Genomic DNA, 19,659 nt, shown 5'->3' with positions numbered 1-19,659 from the left:
TATTTCACCTACCCAAAATATTTTTGCATTAGTGCTTTTTTTAGAAGTTCTAATTTTTCAAGACTTTTTTGTACTTCCAATTTTGATTTGTCGGTCTGTTTTGCAAACTCGACAAAAGATTTTTGCTTTTCAATAGGCGGCACAATAAGCGTTACCTCTCTCAAATCTTCCATATTTAGTTGGATTAGAGTAATGCCCTTGGCAAGTGCTTTAATACTGTCATTTAGGTGTTTTGAATCAATTTGGTATTTCAAAAACTCCAAAATCATTTCATCTTCTCTTGTTCTAATCGGGACGATACCTCTACCAACATTACAACCAGTAAACTCTTCACCAACAATGCACGTATCTGCAATATTTGCTCGAACTGTTATCAGCATTTCACGCCCTTTGAGAATGGTGCGCTTGTATTTGTTGGATATTTCTTCGGTAGTCTTTTTGAGTTCAGACCTTACAGGAATACGATTCACAATATCAACAGGGCGTAATACTGGTATGCCTTCTTTTTGGTCATCACCAGTTTGCACAATTCCGTAAGAAATTGTGCAATCGTCTGTTACAAGCTCTTGTAATTGCTTTGTTGCCCATTCCATTGGGTTATCCACTGGGTCTCCAAACAGTTCGACAAATCGTGCTTTGACAAGTTCATCTAATTTTGAAATTTGTTGTTTGCGCTTGTTAATTACATCTGTAACTTTATCTAATTCGTCAGCAATTCTATTTTGTTCTTCTAGACAAACAGCAGGTATCTCAAAATTCGCTATTTGTTTTAAACTGATGTTAGGTTGAGCACAACCAATAGAGTTTGTCATTATGTATTTAGAAAATTTTTCGGAGCCTATACTATAAAAAATATATTTTAAGTTAATATTGTTATCGCAGTTAATAGCTGCAACACGTTGATTTAACAATAAATTCCTCTCGGTGTTGTTAATGCATGATTTGCCAACAGTAGCACCTGACATTGCAATCAAAATATCGTTTTTCGCTATTCTGTAACTATCATTTTCATTCCAAAATTTTTTATCATAACAAACATCTTCATCAATAGTAAGGCCTTCTTTGGTTATATTCCCGATACGTATCACAGGAACACCTTCGGTTGAAAATTGGTCACTTTTAAATGCGTATCCACCCTTAATGGTACATACATCTCCTAATCTTACTTTCTCCATCACAGCATTTCCTCCAATTCTGCCAAGCCTTTGGTTATTTCCATTTCAAGTTCATGGAGGTCTGCCATAATTTCGGCTGTTGAAGGATATTCCACAGGCACATATTCTGTCTCTTTATATTTATTGATAGAGAGGTCGTAATCGTTATTTACAATATCCTGCTTGTCCACAAAGAAGCTTTGTTCTGTCTTTGCTCTGTCAGTTTCTTTGTCAAGATTGTGAAATCTTTCTATAATATCAGGAATATCATTTTCTGCCACAGGAGTTCTCTTATCATCAAGAGAATATCCGTCTGCTTTCATATCATAAAACCATACCTTGTCAGTTCCTCCGTGACCTGTTTTTGTGAATACAAGGATAGCAGTAGAAACACCTGCATAGGGTTTAAATACACCAGAAGGCATGGAAACAACTGCTTCAAGGCGGTTATTTTCTATAATCTCCTTACGGATTGCTTTGTGTGCAGTTGATGAGCCAAAAAGCACACCATCGGGAACGATACAGGCACATCTGCCACCAATTTTAAGCATACGAAGAAACAATGCTAAGAATAAAAGTTCTGTTTTCTTAGTCTTACATATTTTAAGCAAATCTGCAGATACTATATCTGCATCAAGGCTCCCCTTAAATGGTGGATTTGCAAGAATAAGAGAGTATTTTTCTCTGTCTGCATTCTGGTCTGACAAGCTATCACGGTATTCGATAAACGGACTGTCAATTCCGTGCGTCATCATATTCATAGCACCAATACGGAGCATAGTTCTGTCCATATCGTAGCCAAAGAACATAGAGTTCATATAATGGTCTTTTTTCTCTTTGTTATAGAAAATATCTGTTCTGTGATTTTCTTTTAAATATTCACCTGCAGCTACCAAAAATCCACTTGTACCACAGGCAGGATCACAGATAATATCATCCGGTTTTGGCTGCATCATAGCAACCATCATTTTAATAATATGTCTTGGGGTTCTGAACTGACCGTTTAAGCCTGACTGTGCAATCTTGTTAAGAAGATATTCGTACACATCGCCTCTGGTATCAGCATCTTCCGACTTTTTCATCATTTCATAGATATTATCAAGGCTTGAAACTACCTTATCAAGCACCAATGGAGTTGGCAACTTAAATATAGCATCATCCATATATTTTGAATATGCACTGTCTTTATCTGCGTGAAGATTTTTAATAAAAGGGAATACAAATTCCTGAACTACAGAATACATCTGCGAAGCAGGAAGGTCTTTAAATTTAGACCATTTCAGCATTTCACCGTCTACCTTACGCCCACCTATCTGAATTTCCCCTTCAAAAATGCTTTTATGGGGAATACTAAGCATTTCACATTCTTTGGCTCTTGTGTTATCTGTTGCATCAAGGTCATGAATAAACATTAAATATGTAATCTGTTCAATAACATCAAGCGGATTTACAAGACCGCCTGATGCGAATATATCCCATAGTGCATCTATTTTATTTTTAAGTTCACCTGTAATCATCTGTAAAACTCCTTATTTCGCATATTTTTTTCATTATTCCTCATAAAAACATTACAAACAACTTTCCACAACATATTATATCACAAAACCATTGCAATGTAAACACAAAGACTTTAAAATAGTTTAACTATTTTACAGCCTTTTTCAGGGGATAGGAAAAATTGTTCAGATTGGACGAAAAAAAGGAACAAACTTTTTTTAGTTTGTTCCCATAAGCCCGAAGGCGTACTAAGTACGTCGAGTGGTTTTTTCATTCAAAGTGCAAATAATTAAATTCCATAAATCGCTCTTAGCGATTTATTACGAACTTGTGAGTAACAAGGTTCTCCAAAATATAGAAATCTTTGATTTCGTTATATTTTGTGAGGTTCTTATACCTTGTTTTTTGGTTGAAACAAATCACATTTAATTATTCTTTGTGATTTTATATCTTGTTATTTATTATCTATTTGCACGGTCTGGGTGATTTTAACATTCCCCTTTTATCTTCTTCCAATATTCCTCCGTTGCCTTTTCCATCTTATTATTTCCCGGTTGATAATATTTTGCGTTCTTAATATTATCAGGAAGATACTGTTGGGAAACATAATTATTTTCGAAAGAATGGGGATATTTATAGGTAAGACCTCTACCAAGTTTAGATGCACCTTGATAGTGAGCATCTTTAAGATTAAGAGGGATATCTCCGCAGTCTTTATTTTTTATATCGGAAATTGCATCATCTATTGCACATATAACCGAATTCGATTTTGGAGAAGTGGCAAGAAGAATTACAGCCTCGGCAAGCGGAATTCGCGCTTCGGGAAGCCCTAACATCAAGGCAGAATTACAAAGTGAATTTACTATACTTGCAGCCTGAGGATAGGCAAGTCCTATATCTTCACTTGCTATAACAAGTAACCTTCTTATTGCAGATTTAATATCCCCGCCTTCGATAAGACGGGCAAGATAATGAAGGGCTGCATTTTCGTCACTTCCTCTTATTGATTTTTGGAAGGCACTTAAAATGTCATAATGATTATCGTCCGACTTATCAAATTTTAATGATTTTTTAAATATAGCATCTTCCACTTCGGAAAGCGTGATTTCACTTTCATCTCTTTTAGAAAATGTTAAAAGTTCCACCATATTTATTGCAGAACGGACATCTCCTCCGCATACTTCTGCAATATGGTTTATTGCATCTTGTGAAAAGGAAACATTATTTTCTTCGTTTAATATTTTAACAGCCCTGTCAACTGCTTTTTTTATATCTGAAACAGAGAGGGGTTTAAATTCAAACACGCTTGAACGGGAAAGAATTGCATTATACACATAAAAGTATGGATTTTCAGTAGTAGATGCAATTAAAGTAATACTTCCATCTTCAATAAAGGATAAAAGTGATTGCTGTTGCTTTTTATTAAAGTTCTGAATTTCGTCTAAGTAAAGAAGCACTCCGCCCATAGCATCAAAGCCGCCTAAGTCGCCGATAATATCTTTTATATCCGAAACTGATGCATTGGTTGCATTAAGTTTATAAAGTTTCTTATTTGAAACATCGGCTAAAATATTGGCTATGGTAGTTTTCCCTGTTCCCGGAGGTCCGTAAAAAATCATATTTGGAATTTTCTTTGTTTCAATTATATTCCTTATAATTTTTCCCTCGCCTATTAAATGCTCCTGACCAAAAACCTCGTCAATAGATTTTGGACGGATTCTGTCCGCTAATGGTTTCAATTTTTCTTCCCTCCTCACAATGCGTAATTCATAATTAATTTAGTCTAAAAAGGAGATGTTTAAAAAGCAATCTTTTCAAACATCTCCTCATTAGGGGATAGGAAAAAAGCTTCAGAATGGACAAACTTAGCCAAAATCTCCGATTTTGGGTCACCCGAAGGCGTACTAAGTACGTCGAGTGGCTAAGTTTGTTCATAGCAAAAAGTTGTTTATTTTCAAAGATTTTTGCAAAAAATCTTTACCTTGATACAACACAATCTTATATACTAATCATAATGTGATATTTTCATCATAATGACACACAGGTCATTCCCTACTTTTTGCGGTCTGGAGTTTTTTAACAGCCCCTATTTTAATATAATGGATGTTTATCTGTAAGTTTCTTAACTTCGGCTCTGATTTCTTCTTTCTTTTCTTCAAAGTTTTCGCCTAAAGTTAAAGCAATAAGTTTTGCAACAACTTTCATATCTTCTTCTTTAAATCCACGGGATGTTGAAGCAGGTGTACCTATTCTTATACCGCTTGTAACGAATGGACTTTCAGGGTCATTAGGAATAGCATTTTTATTAACTGTGATATTAACTTCGTCAAGTCTTTTTTCTGCTTCTTTACCTGTTATTTTAAAGTTTCTTAAATCAACTAACATTAAGTGATTATCCGTACCGCCTGATACTAAATCAAAGCCTTCGGCCACCAATCCTTCGGCAAGTGCTTTTGCATTTTTAACGACCTGAGTCTGATATTCTTTAAATTCGTCAGACAATGCTTCTTTAAAGCATACTGCTTTACCTGCGATAACATGCATTAAAGGACCACCCTGAAGACCTGGGAATACTGCTTTATCTATTGCTTTAGCGTATTCTTCCTTACACATAATCATACCGCCTCTTGGGCCGCGAAGAGTTTTGTGAGTGGTAGTTGTAACAAAGTCAGCATAAGGTACAGGGTTTGGATGAAGTCCTGCAACAACTAAACCTGCAATATGAGCAATATCAACCATTAAATATGCGCCAACTTCTTTTGCAATTTCTGAGAACTTTGCAAAATCTATAATTCTTGGATATGCACTTGCACCGCAAACTATCATTTTTGGTTTATGTTCTAATGCAAGTCTTCTTACTTCTTCATAATCTATTCTGTGAGTATTATCATCTATTCCGTAAGGAATGACATTATAATATTTACCACTTATATTTACAGGGCTACCGTGGGATAAGTGACCACCGTGAGCAAGGTTCATACCAAGAATTGTATCGCCAGGATTTAACATTGCAAAATATACTGCAGTATTAGCAGCAGCACCACAGTGAGGCTGAACGTTAACGTGGTCGCAACCAAAAAGTTTCTTTGCTCTTTCTCTTGCTAAATCTTCTGCGATATCAACACATTCACAACCGCCGTAATATCTTTTTCCAGGATAACCTTCTGCATATTTATTTGTAAGAGGTGAACCAACTGCTTCTAAAACTGCTTCGGAAACAAAGTTTTCTGATGCGATAAGTTCAATATTACCTCTTTGCCTTGCAACTTCTTTTTCAATGGCTTGTGCCAATTCTAAATCGACTTTTGAAATTTTTTCGGTAAAGTTCATTTCTATTCTCCTTTAATTTACATTATATATTACATAATACATATTTTTCTACTATAATTATACATTATGTTATATATTTTTTCAATACCTTTTTATCAATATTGACATAAATGCGTATTTTTTGTATAATTTAGAGGGTGATATTATGACAAAAAAAGAAAGATATAAACTTATAAAAGAAGTACTTGACAAAGAGTACAGTGATGCAGTTTGTTCGTTAGAATTTAAGAAACCTCACGAACTTTTAATTTCAACAATTCTTGCGGCTCAATGTACTGATAAGAGAGTAAATCAGGTTACTAAAACTTTATATAAAAAATATCCTGATATTGAGTCGTTTGCAAAAGCAGATTACGATGAACTGTCAGAGGATATTAAGTCAACAGGATTTTTCAGAAATAAAGCAAAAAATATAATTTTATGTGCAAAAAAAATAGTAACTGATTTTAACGGAGAAGTTCCAAACGATTTTGATTCTTTAACTTCACTTGCAGGTGTGGGAAGAAAAACTGCAGGCGTTGTTTTGGGAGATGCATTTTCAAACCCTCATCTTGTTATTGATACACACGCAAAAAGGCTGGCAAAACGAATGGGATTTACAAAACAAACCGATCCTTACAAAGTTGAACTTGATTTAGCAAAGATTGTGCCAAATGAAGATAAATCCGATTTTTGCCATCAGTTAGTTTTTCACGGAAGAGCAATATGCACCGCAAGAAAACCTAAATGCGATATTTGCCCAATAAAAGAATTTTGCGCTAAAAATATCTGATAACTTAATAAGCATCCACCTGCATAGCGGTGGATGCTTATTAAGTTATTTGCAAAATATCTTTTCTAAAACTTCTACTACAGTATCTTTTATATTTCGTTCTTTTTCGACATTTATTTTTATATGTGCGCTCTTTTCATATATCGGCTGACGCTTTTTTATCAGTTCAAAAAGAGAATTTTTCTTATCGTTTTTAAGAAGCGGGCGTGAATTATCCTTTGAAATTCTTTCAAAAATCACATCTTTATCCACATTCAGATAAACTACTGTATTTTCCTCTTCGTTTAAGGTTTCAAGATTATTATACAAAGGCAGTCCTCCACCCGTTGCGATAATCTGACCTGTCTTACTTAACGATTCAATAAATATCTCTTTTTCTACTTTGCGAAAATACTCTTCGCCATATTTTTCAAAAATTTCATTTATGGATTTCTTCTCTCTTTTTACAATTTCTAAGTCAACATCAAAAATATCCATATTAAGTAAAGACGATATTTCCCGGGAAATTGCTGATTTTCCGCATCCCGGAGGGCCTATAAGGATAATATTTTTCTCTATTTTAAACGAAGGGATATTTCCTTTTGCTTTATTTAACACTTTGTTAAATTCCTGTTTTGTTAATGTTATACCATTAAAAATCTCCTGCGCTTTTACTGCCTGTTCAACGAGCATATTAAGCCCGCCAATCCCTTTATTTCCATAATATTCACAAACACGAACAGCAAGTGTTTTATAAGGATTATATATAGTGTCAAAAACTACTGATATATTTTTTAACTTACTAAGAGGAAGATAAGACTTTTCTAACTTCGGGTACATTCCGACAGGTGTTCCCTGCATATACAGATAAAATTCTTTTGCCTCTTCTTTTTTTATAAACTTAATCTTTTTCCCTGTTTTATTAAAAATATCTAAGATGAGTTCTTCTGCTTTTTCCCTGTTTCGAGCAGTTAAATAAACATCAGCACCCAAAAGCACCATTTCACACGCCATCATTGATGACACTCCGCCACATCCAGAAATAAGAACTTTTTTTCCTTTTACATCCACCGAATTCTTTTTAAGTGTATCAAGTATTCCGTAAACATCGGTATTGTAACCTGCCGCCTTACCATCTTTAATTTTAACAGTGTTACAGGAATTATATAATTTAACTTTATCCGATTTTACATCAAGATAGTTAAGTATATCTTTTTTATAAGGAATAGTTACATTAAACCCGTTTATTTTGCTAAGTTCTTCCCTGAAACTTTTATCAAGATTGTCAGTAGGTTTAAGTTCATAATTTCCTTTTATATTTTTACATAAAAGTATTTCATTATGTATTATTGCGGACAGGCTATGCCCCAAGGGGTTTCCTGTCAAAGCGTATTTTAACATCTGAATTTACTCCTAATAATTTCCTAAAATTTGCAGTTTTTCAAAAAGGCAACTTATTTTTTTAAGATGCTCTTTAGTTTTATCATCTAACAAAGTTCCCTCTACATCGACATAAAAAACATATTCCCACTCATTAGATTTAACGGGACGTGATTCAATTTTTGTAAGATTAAAGGAATTATTCGAAAAGTCATAGAGTACTCGCGCCAGACTTCCTACTTTATGAGGCAACGTAAAAACCATACTTATTTTCTTCGGATTATCTATTATGACCTTATCGTTTGTTACTGCTATAAATCTTGTTTTATTACCTTTAATATTTGATATATTTTCTTTTAAAACATTAAGATTATAATACTCACTGTTTATTTTGTTGCAAATTACTCCAACTGAATTATCTCTTGATTGTGACAGGGAAAGTGCCGCAACTGCAGTATTTATACTCTCTTCTTTTTCGTAATTATTTTTAAGTATAAATTCAGAACACTGACTTAATGCCTGAGGATGAGATTTAACTTTTTTTATTTCATCTATACTTCCTGTGCCGAGAAGACAATGTTCAATTAAAAGTTCGTCTGCCATAACTATATTAAGAGAATTTTCATAAATCAAATCATAAACTTCACTTATGCTTCCTGCAGATAAATTTTCAATAGGTAAAATTCCCACCTGAGTTTCGCCTGTTTTAACACTTTTACAAACATCTAAAAATGTTTTCTTATTTACAAGTTCCTTATCAATAAAAAGTTTCTTTGCCATTTCACTGCCATAAGAACCTAAAATTCCCTGATAGGATACTTTTTTTATATCTTTTAAAAACTCTTCTTTGGTTTTATGGGTAAACTCTGTATCAATTTTTATTTCTGTATTAAAAGCCTGTTCCTGATATTTACAACTTATATCTATTAAAGTTTTAAAAAATTCTTTTACCTCATCTTTAAAGTCGGAAACATCTTTTGTTTTATTTTCAATAATTTCGGCTTCCCTTTTTGCATTTTTAACGGGAAGATTATTTTCCTTTTTATAAAGATAGACATTATGAACAAGTTCCATTCTTTTTAAGAACAGTTTTTTTAGTTCTGCATCTACTTTATCTATTTCTACTCTTATTTCATCTAAGTTCATATTTTCTCTCCTACAAAATGCTATCTAATATTCCAAAAGCAACAATTCCCTCTAACGCAGGAATTCCGCGAAGGGCAACTATCGGGTCATGACGACCTTTTATTTTAAGCATTTCTTCGCTCATTGAATTTAAATTAACGGTTTTTTGTTCTTTAAATATTGACGGAGTCGGTTTAAAGGTTGCTCTTATAACTAAATTTTCTCCGTTTGATATTCCGCCTAATATACCTCCGTTATTATTAGAGGTTGTTTGCACGTTGCCATCTTTTATTTCGTACAAGTCATTAAGAGAACTTCCCGTACCGGATAAAAAATCAACACCTGCTCCAAATTCAACTGCTTTAACTGCCGGTATTGCATAGATAAGTTGTGATAGTTTTCCTTCTAATCCTTCAAAGAGCGGACCGCCTATCCCCTTTTTCATATTTAAAACTGCACATTCAATGCAGCCACCAAGGGAATCGCCGTCTTCTTTTGCTTTTTTTACCTCATCTAAAATTTCGTCCTCAATATCAAGTATCGTTCTTTTTCCTGATATAATTTTTAAAAATTCCTCATCAGTTGCATTTATAAAACTTTTATCACAATATTCTTTAACTTTGTATATATGAGAGATAACTTTAATATCTTCTTTTTCCAGATACTGTTTTGCAATACTTCCCAAAACTACCATAGGTGCAGTAAGTCTTCCCGAAAAATGCCCTCCGCCTCTTATGTCATTATATCCGTTATATTTTAAATATGCACTGTAATCACTGTGTGACGGACGCGGAGTGTGTTTAAGGTAAGAATAGTCGGTTGAATGGGAATCTGAATTCTTAATAATCACACATAGAGGAGCACCGGTTGTTACGCCATCCAAAACCCCTGATACTATTTCAAATTCATCAGTTTCTTTTCGGGCAGTTGAATATATATCATTACCCGGCTTTCTTCTTAAAACATCTTCATATATTTTTTCATAGTTAAGTTTAAGTCCTGCAGGAAATCCTGTAACAACTCCTCCTACAAGTACGCCGTGAGATTCGCCAAAAATTGTCATAGACAGATTTTTCAAATTTATACTACTCATTTATTACCTCTCCCTTACCTCCGAGTTTAAAGTAATCGCTAAAAAATTCAGGATATGATTTTTCTACCGCTTTATAATTTTTTATTATAAGATTTTCAGTTTGTGTACCTATCATAGCAGATGCCATTACTATTCTATGGTCTGAAAAAGAATCAATTTTACCGTTTAAAAAAGTTCCTTTGCCAATAATTTTTATATAATCTTCACCTGTTTCAACCGATACTCCCGTACTTTCAAGCATTTTTTTTGAAGATAAAATCCTGTCAGATTCTTTGATTTTAAGACGTGCTGCATTATAAATCAAAGTTTCCCCTTTAGCATAAGCACCAAGCACTGAGAGTATCGGTACCAAATCAGGAATTTGCGATACATCTATTTTGACACCATAAAGTTCAGATTTTTTTGCTCGTATCTTCCCATCATTTATTTCTATTTTTGCGCCCATATTTTTTAAAATTTCTACTATCTCTTTATCGCCCTGCGCAGAAGATAAGTTCATATCACATAAGGTAACGTCGCCCGACATTACCCCTCCCGAAAGAAAAAATGCGGCTTGTGACCAGTCATTTTCCACAGTATATGCATCAATATCTTTACTGCCTTTTTTTACCGTGATTGTATTATCTGAAATATTAACGCTATGTCCAAAATCTTCTAAAACTTTTTTAGTTATATAAACATAAGGGCGCGACTGAAGTGGAGTTGTAATTTTAATTGTAATTTCCCTGTCCCTTACAATTGCCGAAAGCATAAGTCCTGTTATAAACTGAGAACTTACATTGCCTTTTACAAAAAAAGTATCACCTGTAAAAGTACCTTTTGTTTTAAGCGGGAGATAATCTTCTCCTCTTTCGTAAAAAATTCCCTCTTTATCAAATATCTCAAAATAATCATCAAGAGGTCTTTTCGGTAATCTGCCTTCACCCAAAAACTTTGTTTCATTACCCAGTGCAACAAAAACAGGTATCAAAAATCTTAAAGTTGAACCGCTTTCATTCGCATTAAAAGTTAAAGAAGAATTTTTTAAAATATTACTTTTTTTAATTATAACCGTACTGCCATCATATGTTATATCTGCTCCCAGAACTTTAAGGGCATCGATTGTTGCAAGTATATCCTTTGAATATATAACATTATAAATTTTAATATCTCTACAAGCGAGAGCACCTGCAATTATCGCCCTGTGAGCCACACTTTTTGATGAACAAACTGTTACTTCCCCGTTTAATGAGGAATTAAAAAGTTTTATATCAGCCATATATTTCTCCCAATTTATCAAAAGAATAATTTTTTATTATTCCACTTCCTATTTCTTCAACTGTAACTATATTTATAGAATCTTTCAAGGCTTTTTTATCATTTCTGCATAAATCAATAATTGTCGCCATTGGTATATCAGTAGTTGTTTTTAAATTATATTTTTCTAAAGCATGTACAAGTTTTTCCTTAACTTCTTCATTTTTTGTTATAAGACACATTCCTATTGCAACTGCCTGACCGTGAGTTATACCTTTAAAATCATAATATTTTTCTATTGAGTGCCCGAATGTGTGCCCGAAATTAAGAAGCATTCGTTCATGTTTTTCAAATTCATCTTTTTCTACTACTTCTTTTTTTACATTTATTGCTCTTATAATAAATTCTTCCAAATCTTCATTAAAATTTTTGGAACTTAAAAGTTTTGATACAAGTTCTTTATCTTTAATAAATCCTGCTTTTATAATTTCTGCCATACCACTTGAAATTTGAATATCGTCAAGTGTTGAAAGAAGTGATGTATCCGCTACAACCAGTTCGGGTTGTTTGAAAGCACCGACAAGATTTTTACCGCTTTCTAAATCAACTCCCGTTTTACCTCCGATTGAAGAATCAACTTGCGAAAGAAGAGTAGTGGGTACTTGTATATACTTTATTCCTCTTAAATACGTTGCAGAAACAAAGCCGGAAATATCTCCTGTCACTCCTCCCCCAAAAGCAAGGATAGTGTCCTTTCTTGTGACACCCGTTTTGCAAAGTTCATTATATATGTAATTCACAGTTTCTAAAGTTTTATATTCTTCACCTGCAGGAATTATCACAACGCTGTATTCAATATTATCTTTTTTAAGAATTTCTTCTAAAGTATTTAAGTGGTATTTTTCCACATTGGTATCAGTTATTATTATAAGTTTACCAAAAAAACCAATTTCCTTTAAATAAGAAGGTAAATTATAGATTACATCCTTACCTAATTTAATATCATAAGAGGCAGAAGATACATTAATTCTTATAGTTTTCATCTTGCCACTCCTTTAATTTTCTAGAATTCAAAAGCAGATTATAAAGTTCATCGCCTTCGCTTAAAACAGCATTTTTTATTTTATTTAATGCATCAATATACTCATCAATCTGAGAGGTTAAAACTTCTTTATTTATTTTAAAAAGTTCACTCCAGAGATTAGGATTTATTTTAGCAACTCTTGCCATATCTTTAAAACTTCCTGCATAAAAGCCATCACACTTTTTAAACGCATCCTGCATAACATACGCTACTGACATTATATGAGGAAGTTGTGACGTGAAGGTAATCATTTTATCATGATTTTTACTTGAAGTTTCAACAACCTTTGAAAATCCTATTTTTCTTGCAAGGTTTGATATTTCCTCTACTGCTTCTTTGTCGGTATTATCGTCGAGTGCAATTAAAAATGAAGCATTTATAAATAGATTTGCCGATGCATTAAAAACACCGTTTACTTCCTTTCCTGCCATAGGATGTGCTCCGATAAACCTTATACTTTTATCAACATTTTTTGAAATATAATCTTTAACACCGCAAAGGTCACAAATAATTGCATCTTTTTTAAATCTTAATTTATTTGAATTGATAAACTCTACAGTGTTTTTTGGATAAAGACCTATAAAGACTATATCACAACAAGAGAGCATTTCGTCATCAGGGAAAAAACAACCGTCACAAAGGTTGTTTTCCCTTATATAATTTAAAGTTTCCTCACTGTTATCAAATGCATAAACATTATGACTTGTATATTTTTTTATACCAAGCCCCATAGAGCCGCCGATCAAACCAAAACCAACTATTCCTATATTTTTTATTTTCATATAGTTTTACCTTCTATTTCAGCAATCTTTGAAATTTTACCCATAAGATTTCCAAACTCGTCAATAGTAAGAGACTGAGGTCCGTCACAAAGTGCTTTTTTAGGATCATTATGAACTTCAATAATAAGTCCGTTTGCACCTGCCGCAACTGCTGCCTTTGCCATTGGCTCTACCATCCATGAAACACCTGTTGCGTGAGATGGGTCAATAATTACAGGAAGATGAGTCAACCTTTTAAGTGCAGGAATAGCACTTAAATCAAGAGTATTACGGGTAAATGTTTCAAAAGTTCTTATTCCTCTTTCGCAAAGTATAACTTTTTCATTACCCTCACTCATTACATATTCTGCTGCCATCAGAAGTTCCTCAATAGTGCTTGACAATCCTCTTTTTATAAGGATTGGTTTATTTATCTTACCAAGTTGTTTTAAAAGTTCAAAATTTTGCATATTTCTTGCGCCAACCTGCAAAATATCAACAAATTCAACAAATTCGTCAAGATGACTTGCAGACATTATTTCAGAAACAATGGGAAGTCCGGTTTCATCTTTAGCCTGTTTTAAAAGTTTAAGACCGTCAAGCCCCATTCCCTGAAAGGCATAAGGAGAAGTTCTCGGTTTATATGCTCCGCCCCTTAAAAATTTTGCGCCATAAGATTTAACGCCTTTTGCAATTTCAATGACCTGTTCTTTATTTTCAACCGAACAAGGTCCTGCAATAACCGTAAGTTTTTTATCTCCGCCTATCATTTCTCCTGCAACTTTAATAACAGTATCATCAGGCTTAAATCTTCTGTTAGCCTTTTTATATGGTTCGGAGATTTTAATAATCTGTTCTACAAAAGGATATTTTGCAGTTAACTGTTCAACATCTATAACTGAAACATCTCCGAGTAAAGCAATAACATTTTTGTGGGCACCGTAATTTATCTGAATTTCCAGTCCTACATTTTCAAGTTCTTCTTTTAATTTCTGGACATCACTTGTTTTAATATCCGTCTTTGTTGTTAATACCATTTTTATTCCTCCTGATAAATTATGTCAACATATAATCAAAAAAGCAACCCATGTATTTATGAGTTGCTTTAAATAACATTTATTAAAAAGAAATTACACAATCTCATAAATACATTTTTTAAAAAAACAACCAAAGAAAGCCGCAAAACCAAAAAAGTAAGCAGCAAAATAGTTAAAATAAAAGTTGTTTGAAAAAATTCTATTCATTTTAGTGTATCCTTTTCTAAAATTTCCTTATTATTATATTCCTATTTTTTTTATATGTCAATAGAAATTATGAATTTTTATTCAAAATATCAGTTTTTTTAAGTATAGCAAATACTAATCCTGCCAGAGCACCGTTACCAAACGTTTTTATAAGATTAAAAGGTATAATAGTAGGCGCAAGCATTTTAACAACTACTTCGGTAGGAACCTTCATAAATAAAGGGGTAAACCATACATTCCAAAGAAGCATAAACAAGGTTGATACCAATGCACCAAAGCACAAGGAAACTATAAGACCTTTTATATTTTTTGCTCTTTTATATATATTCCCCGTAAAAAACACATAAGAACCCGTTGCAAGAATATGCATAATTATTCCTATTATTCCACTTCCCGAACTTACTGTAAGCCCCTGAATTACAGAAACAACAAATGTTACTGTAAGTCCTGCACAAGGACCGTAAATAAGTGTTGCAATTAAGATAGGTACATCAGCAGGGTCATATTCTAAAAAGCCCGCACCAATCCAGGGAACTCTTATTAACATAACAAGAATAACCGATATTGCCGAAAGCATTGCCATTACTACCATTTTTTTTGTGTTCGTTTTCATATAAATTCCCCCATTAAAAAAACTCTGCAAAATATGCAGAGTATGTAATAACATAGTATTGTTCTATTTATCCGGACTTTACCGTCGGTTTCGGAATTTCACCGAATCAACCTTTTTAAAAAGGCTCATGGACTTTCTAACCGTCAGAAAACTTTCCGACTGCTAACCACCGGTGAGGAATTGCACCTCGCCTCTAAAACATATTTTTCTATATTATATTCCATATTTATAAAAAAGTCAATAGAAAATGAGGGGGACTTGCAAGTTTTATTTTATTTTTCATAATTTATAAAAGGGGGAATTTTATGTTTAATTTATTATTTAATTTAATGTCTGACTTTCTTATCTTTATAGGGTACTTAAGCAATCTCAATTCTTTTCCAAAACCTCTTTCAAAAAAAGAAGAAGAGGAGTTAATTAAAAAATTTAAAAATGGCGATGAAGAAGCAAAAAATGTACTTATTGAAAGAAATTTAAGGCTTGTGGCTTACGTTGCCAAAAAATACTATCAATGCCAGAAAGAATATGAAGATTTAATTTCAATCGGTACAATAGGTCTTATAAAAGCCATAAATAATTTTGATTTTGACAAAGGCATAAGACTTGCTACATACGCTGTAAGATGCATTCAGAATGCAACACTCTCACAATGGCTCTTTTTGAAAATGATGCAGTTAACTATACATTCATCAGCGAAAACGTATTAAAAATCAGTCCTGAACTATTTTTGATAATAAAAAAGAAAGGCAACAAAACTGTCGCCTCTCCGTTATATATACACTCTTTCCGCTTCATTACACCCAAAAAGGTAGTTGAAGCACAACTTTTTATGCTTAAGTTCCCTGACCCTAATATGATAACAGAAGTATCAGATAAGTTACGTTATTACAGACATAAGAAAGGTTTATATCAAATAGACATCGCTGACCGTTTAGGAATACAGCGCAGTAGTTACTCCGCTTATGAAGAACATCAGAAGGATTACTATGCACCTGCACTTATGGACAAGATTGCAGAAATCTTGGAAGTGGATGTATATGCCCTTTTGGATGACTACAACAGATTTATGTACGATGGTCAGGGTACCTATATTAAAAATTTGAGAAAAAAACTTGGAGTTACTCAAAAGGAACTTGCCAAACTTATGAATGTTGATTTGTTTAAAGTAAAGCGTTGGGAACAGAACAAAGTTAGAATGTTTAAATTTACTTGGGAGAAATTAATCTCTCTCAACTGATTGCAGAGCCTCAACTAATTTCAACTTCTGCTCTTTGGAGCAGGATAGATTGTTTATATAAGACATTACCATGTCCGAATGAACTTCTGCTACCTTATTTTGAAGCTCAGCAATTTTATCTGTTTTTGGCATATGTACGATTATATTCACAATCAACCCTCCTCTCACGTTGGATTTATACAGTATTTATATGCTGTACATCTCGTCCACTATCACAAAGACATACGATTTTGAAATACTCAAAATCTAAATTGCATATATCTATAAAGTGAACTGTGAGCATTTATATCCAAAAAACAACAGCAACTGTTATGCGTTTCGGCATTTCAGTTGCTGTTTTTCTCATTTATGTTGTTGTATGTATAAAAACAGCAGCACTTTATAAGTCAAGTGCTGCTATATTGATTATTCTCTTTTTTTTCTTCTCCGCATACTTGTATGCCACACCTGTACCGCTTGAAGGTTGGTAGTCTGTCAAATCGCGTCTGCTTTGCTTTCTTCTGGATGGCATATAGTTTTCATCATAATAAACCACACATATAGAACTCTTATCTATCATGTGCTGATTACGCTTTACATAGACAGCCTTTCCTGCACCCGAAACACTTTCTGGGTAGTAGGTATCTTCATAGTGCTCTAACAGACTTTCTCTATATGCTCTACTGCCTTCGCCATCTATATGTTCAAATTCCGCCCTTACATACACACGCCGTATGTAAGGGTATTTGTTTTTCAGGTCTGATACTATTTTATAACACAAGTCATCAAACTGGCTTTTGCTCCCGAAAAGAAAGGCGGTAATTTCATCATCCACTATTAAATTCTCAATTTCTTTATATAACGCTGTCTTTAATTCATCTGTCACATCAATCTTTCTATGCCCGAAGAAACAGGCTGTCTTTTCCAAACACATCATTCATCATACTCGCTTTGTCAGTTTATTTCTAATAATTAGACATATTATATCATATTCATTCCTGAATGGCAATGTATTCTCAGGAATGGTTCCACTATAATTTTAAAATAGTAGGATATAATATTATGTAGTGAGGTGATTAAGATGTATGAGGATGAATTCCCTATAAGATTAGCACAGTTGAGGACTAAAAAAGGTGTATCAGCAAGAGAGATGAGCCTGTCCATAGGTCAAAACTCTGGCTATATCTCGAACATTGAAAGCAAAAAAGCGCTTCCATCAATGGCGTCATTTTTCTTCATCTGTGAATATCTTGATATTAGCCCAAGTGACTTTTTTGACACCGATGCAGCAAATCCTGAAAAATTGAATGCGCTGATTAGTTCTTTGAAAAAGTTGAGCGACAAACAACTTGACAGTATAACTTCTATTGTGAATGATATGATAAAATGAGCACTTTCTGGTTCCAGAAAGTGCTCATTTTTTAGTAGTTTGTAATCAGAACTTCTACTGTACGTCCTTTATTTTTACGCCTGAAATTTGCATGGATGTATTCGCCATCTAAATAATGAACTCTGTATTTCTTCCTGCTTATCCAATCTGAAAGCATAGTGTGGTTTTCTCCGTTATTTTCTAAAACATTGGACATCGCCCACTTCACACCTTTGTTATCCAAAGTTTCCAGATAATTATACAGTTCATTTTCTGCTTGTTTATCCCAACCCTTATTATATGTTGCAGTAGTGATGAGATATGGTGGGTCTATATACACAAAGGCTCCTGCTTGAACATCTATGTTTTTGTAATCATCGCAGGTAAAAACAATTTTACTACCCGAAACCTTTTTAGCAAAAGCAAAAAACTTCTGTTTCGCTAAATCAAAATTAACTTTACTAAAACCAAAAGGTGCATTATATTCATTTTGCAGATTGAATTGAACAGTTGAACGATTGAAGCTGCACCAAACTAACACCAACCCCCAGTACCAATATTTATTGCAGCGCTCTTCATATAAGATTTTATTATAATCTTCTCTGCATAAATAATAACCATCTTCGTTTTCTTTGGTAAGAGAATATTTGTTTATAATAGTTTCAATCATTCTCCAAGCAGCATCAGGAGTTGTTTCCTGTATTCCTTTATAAATTCCAATCAAAAACAGGTTACTGTCATTTATTAGAACTTGCTTTGCATCGCAGTTGATGCCGACAACACTCGAACCACTAAACAAATCGATAAACATATCAATATTCTTCGGAAATAATTTTTGAATATCAGGTAACAATTTGTGCTTGTTGCCAAGGTAGGCAAATAAAGGTTGTATGTAATTATTTTTTTCTTTGGTTCGTGCAAACCTTTCTTCACCTTCTGTAGTCCATTTGCTCGGAAGGGCATACATTGGATGGGAACGAATATATTTCTTATTATACGCATAGTCAAATAGATTACAAAGCATTGCTCTCAAACCTGATACATAATTTGGAGTTAATGTGATACTGCTGTCTTTTGTTCTCATATCTTTGACTTGATAATGAGTAATTTGATTATATAGGTTTTCTAATGCATTTAATGTTTCCCCAATTTTAAGATTACCCATTCTATCCTTTATACGAGAATTATAATATGAAAGATACTTTTTCTCTAAACTCGGTTTTAGTTTACAGGTATCAGATATAAATTCAAAGAACACATCTTCTACTGTTTTATCCGAATTATTGCAGCCCTGTGTTGTAAGCAATATAAGATGTTGCTTACGTGCTTTATTTGCTTCTTCGGGTGAATAAAATGAACCTTTTTCAATATTGACAGGCGTTCCATTTGGTAGTTTCATCTTTATACGATAATAATACATTGATGAGTTTTTTCGTTTGCGCACTCCTAAATATTCTGCATTTTCATATATGTTATTAGATGCAGCATATAGGTCTATTACCTTTTTGTCTGTGTGTGGAGAGTAATACCAGTCTAAAATTCTATTTAATAATTTATCGCGTTTGCAGTTTCTATCTAAATATGTTATAAATCTTTTAGCATTCGAAACATGTCTTGCCAAGCAATTAGTAAAAGTAGTCTTACGCTGGTCTATTCTATCATTTCTTGAACCCCAACCTCGCGTATAATCTATCACGTGCATAACTTCACCCTGCTTGTATCCACGTTGCACTTTCAGGAACTCTATTTTATCAGAATAATACTGCTTTATCTCATCAGAGAGTTCAGTAAAATCTTCCCTATATA

At 33.4% G+C, this 19,659-nt stretch carries 18 protein-coding genes and 1 riboswitch; of the genes, 4 read left to right on the top strand and 14 right to left on the bottom strand.

Translation table 11 applies throughout. The features are described from left to right. Nucleotides 1-8 precede the first annotated feature (8 nt). The 4 genes from E7419_05670 to E7419_05655 form a co-directional block, all read right to left on the bottom strand. On the bottom strand, nt 9-1,178 hold the full coding sequence (locus E7419_05670) for a hypothetical protein (GenBank protein ID MBE7014677.1): 1,170 nt from the start codon (nt 1,176-1,178) through the stop codon (nt 9-11). Further along, nucleotides 1,175-2,671: an SAM-dependent DNA methyltransferase gene (locus E7419_05665; protein ID MBE7014676.1), complete on the bottom strand. Its 1,497-nt coding sequence runs from the start codon at nt 2,669-2,671 to the stop codon at nt 1,175-1,177. The genes E7419_05670 and E7419_05665 overlap by 4 nt, the downstream gene beginning before the upstream one ends. A 468-nt stretch (nt 2,672-3,139) precedes the next feature. Then, nucleotides 3,140-4,390, bottom strand: a complete 1,251-nt coding sequence (locus E7419_05660; GenBank protein ID MBE7014675.1) for a replication-associated recombination protein A — start codon at nt 4,388-4,390, stop codon at nt 3,140-3,142. 352 nt (nt 4,391-4,742) lie between these two features. Further along, the gene (locus E7419_05655) at nt 4,743-5,981 is read right to left on the bottom strand and encodes a serine hydroxymethyltransferase (GenBank protein ID MBE7014674.1); all 1,239 of its coding nucleotides are present in this window, start codon (nt 5,979-5,981) and stop codon (nt 4,743-4,745) included. A gap of 145 nt (nt 5,982-6,126) precedes the next feature. On the opposite strand from E7419_05655, the gene nth reads away from it, so the two are divergent. Then, the gene (gene nth, locus E7419_05650; protein ID MBE7014673.1) at nt 6,127-6,753 is read left to right on the top strand and encodes an endonuclease III; all 627 of its coding nucleotides are present in this window, start codon (nt 6,127-6,129) and stop codon (nt 6,751-6,753) included. A gap of 45 nt (nt 6,754-6,798) precedes the next feature. Here the strand turns inward: nth and E7419_05645 are convergent, their stop codons facing one another. The 8 genes from E7419_05645 to E7419_05610 all read right to left on the bottom strand — a co-directional run bounded on the left by E7419_05645 (nt 6,799) and on the right by E7419_05610 (nt 15,322). After that, complete coding sequence (locus tag E7419_05645; protein ID MBE7014672.1) at nt 6,799-8,133, bottom strand: AAA family ATPase; 1,335 nt, start codon at nt 8,131-8,133, stop codon at nt 6,799-6,801. Nucleotides 8,134-8,145: 12 nt separating this feature from the next. Continuing rightward, entirely contained in the window at nt 8,146-9,258 is a 1,113-nt protein-coding gene (locus tag E7419_05640; GenBank protein ID MBE7014671.1) for a bifunctional chorismate mutase/prephenate dehydratase, read from the bottom strand. Nucleotides 9,259-9,268: 10 nt separating this feature from the next. Next, nucleotides 9,269-10,330: a chorismate synthase gene (gene aroC, locus E7419_05635; protein ID MBE7014670.1), complete on the bottom strand. Its 1,062-nt coding sequence runs from the start codon at nt 10,328-10,330 to the stop codon at nt 9,269-9,271. After that, entirely contained in the window at nt 10,323-11,588 is a 1,266-nt protein-coding gene (gene aroA / locus E7419_05630) for a 3-phosphoshikimate 1-carboxyvinyltransferase (protein MBE7014669.1), read from the bottom strand. The genes aroC and aroA overlap by 8 nt, the downstream gene beginning before the upstream one ends. Continuing rightward, nucleotides 11,581-12,609, bottom strand: coding sequence for a 3-dehydroquinate synthase (gene aroB / locus E7419_05625; protein ID MBE7014668.1), 1,029 nt, complete (start codon nt 12,607-12,609; stop codon nt 11,581-11,583). The genes aroA and aroB overlap by 8 nt, the downstream gene beginning before the upstream one ends. Next, nucleotides 12,590-13,432, bottom strand: coding sequence for a prephenate dehydrogenase (locus E7419_05620; protein ID MBE7014667.1), 843 nt, complete (start codon nt 13,430-13,432; stop codon nt 12,590-12,592). The genes aroB and E7419_05620 overlap by 20 nt, the downstream gene beginning before the upstream one ends. Continuing rightward, complete coding sequence (aroF, locus tag E7419_05615; protein ID MBE7014666.1) at nt 13,429-14,448, bottom strand: 3-deoxy-7-phosphoheptulonate synthase; 1,020 nt, start codon at nt 14,446-14,448, stop codon at nt 13,429-13,431. Before aroF ends, E7419_05620 begins: the two co-directional genes overlap by 4 nt. Nucleotides 14,449-14,722: 274 nt before the next feature. Next, the gene (locus tag E7419_05610) at nt 14,723-15,322 is read right to left on the bottom strand and encodes an ECF transporter S component (GenBank protein MBE7014665.1); all 600 of its coding nucleotides are present in this window, start codon (nt 15,320-15,322) and stop codon (nt 14,723-14,725) included. A gap of 2 nt (nt 15,323-15,324) precedes the next feature. Next, a riboswitch (FMN riboswitch) is annotated at nt 15,325-15,472 on the bottom strand. A 101-nt stretch (nt 15,473-15,573) separates the two neighbouring features. Here E7419_05610 and E7419_05605 point away from each other — a divergent pair. Then, nucleotides 15,574-15,975 carry a sigma-70 family RNA polymerase sigma factor gene (locus tag E7419_05605; protein ID MBE7014664.1) on the top strand — a complete coding sequence of 134 codons (402 nt, stop codon included), beginning with the start codon at nt 15,574-15,576 and terminating at the stop codon, nt 15,973-15,975. Beyond that, nucleotides 15,891-16,505 carry a hypothetical protein gene (locus E7419_05600; protein MBE7014663.1) on the top strand — a complete coding sequence of 205 codons (615 nt, stop codon included), beginning with the start codon at nt 15,891-15,893 and terminating at the stop codon, nt 16,503-16,505. Before E7419_05605 ends, E7419_05600 begins: the two co-directional genes overlap by 85 nt. A gap of 379 nt (nt 16,506-16,884) precedes the next feature. Here the strand turns inward: E7419_05600 and E7419_05595 are convergent, their stop codons facing one another. Beyond that, nucleotides 16,885-17,421, bottom strand: a complete 537-nt coding sequence (locus E7419_05595) for a DUF1273 family protein (protein MBE7014662.1) — start codon at nt 17,419-17,421, stop codon at nt 16,885-16,887. Between the two features lie 144 nt (nt 17,422-17,565). Here E7419_05595 and E7419_05590 point away from each other — a divergent pair, with 144 nt between their 5' ends. Next, nucleotides 17,566-17,874, top strand: coding sequence for a helix-turn-helix transcriptional regulator (locus E7419_05590; protein ID MBE7014661.1), 309 nt, complete (start codon nt 17,566-17,568; stop codon nt 17,872-17,874). Between the two features lie 31 nt (nt 17,875-17,905). On the opposite strand, the gene E7419_05585 is transcribed toward E7419_05590, so the two are convergent. After that, the coding region (locus E7419_05585; protein MBE7014660.1) for a Dam family site-specific DNA-(adenine-N6)-methyltransferase at nt 17,906-19,659 on the bottom strand (1,754 nt) is incomplete at its 5' end.

The organism is Oscillospiraceae bacterium, from assembly GCA_015068525.1.
GTDB lineage: Bacteria > Bacillota > Clostridia > UMGS1840 > HGM11507 > SIG450.
Note: the sequence above shows the minus strand (reverse complement) of the source record. Positions and strands in the feature narration are given on the sequence as shown.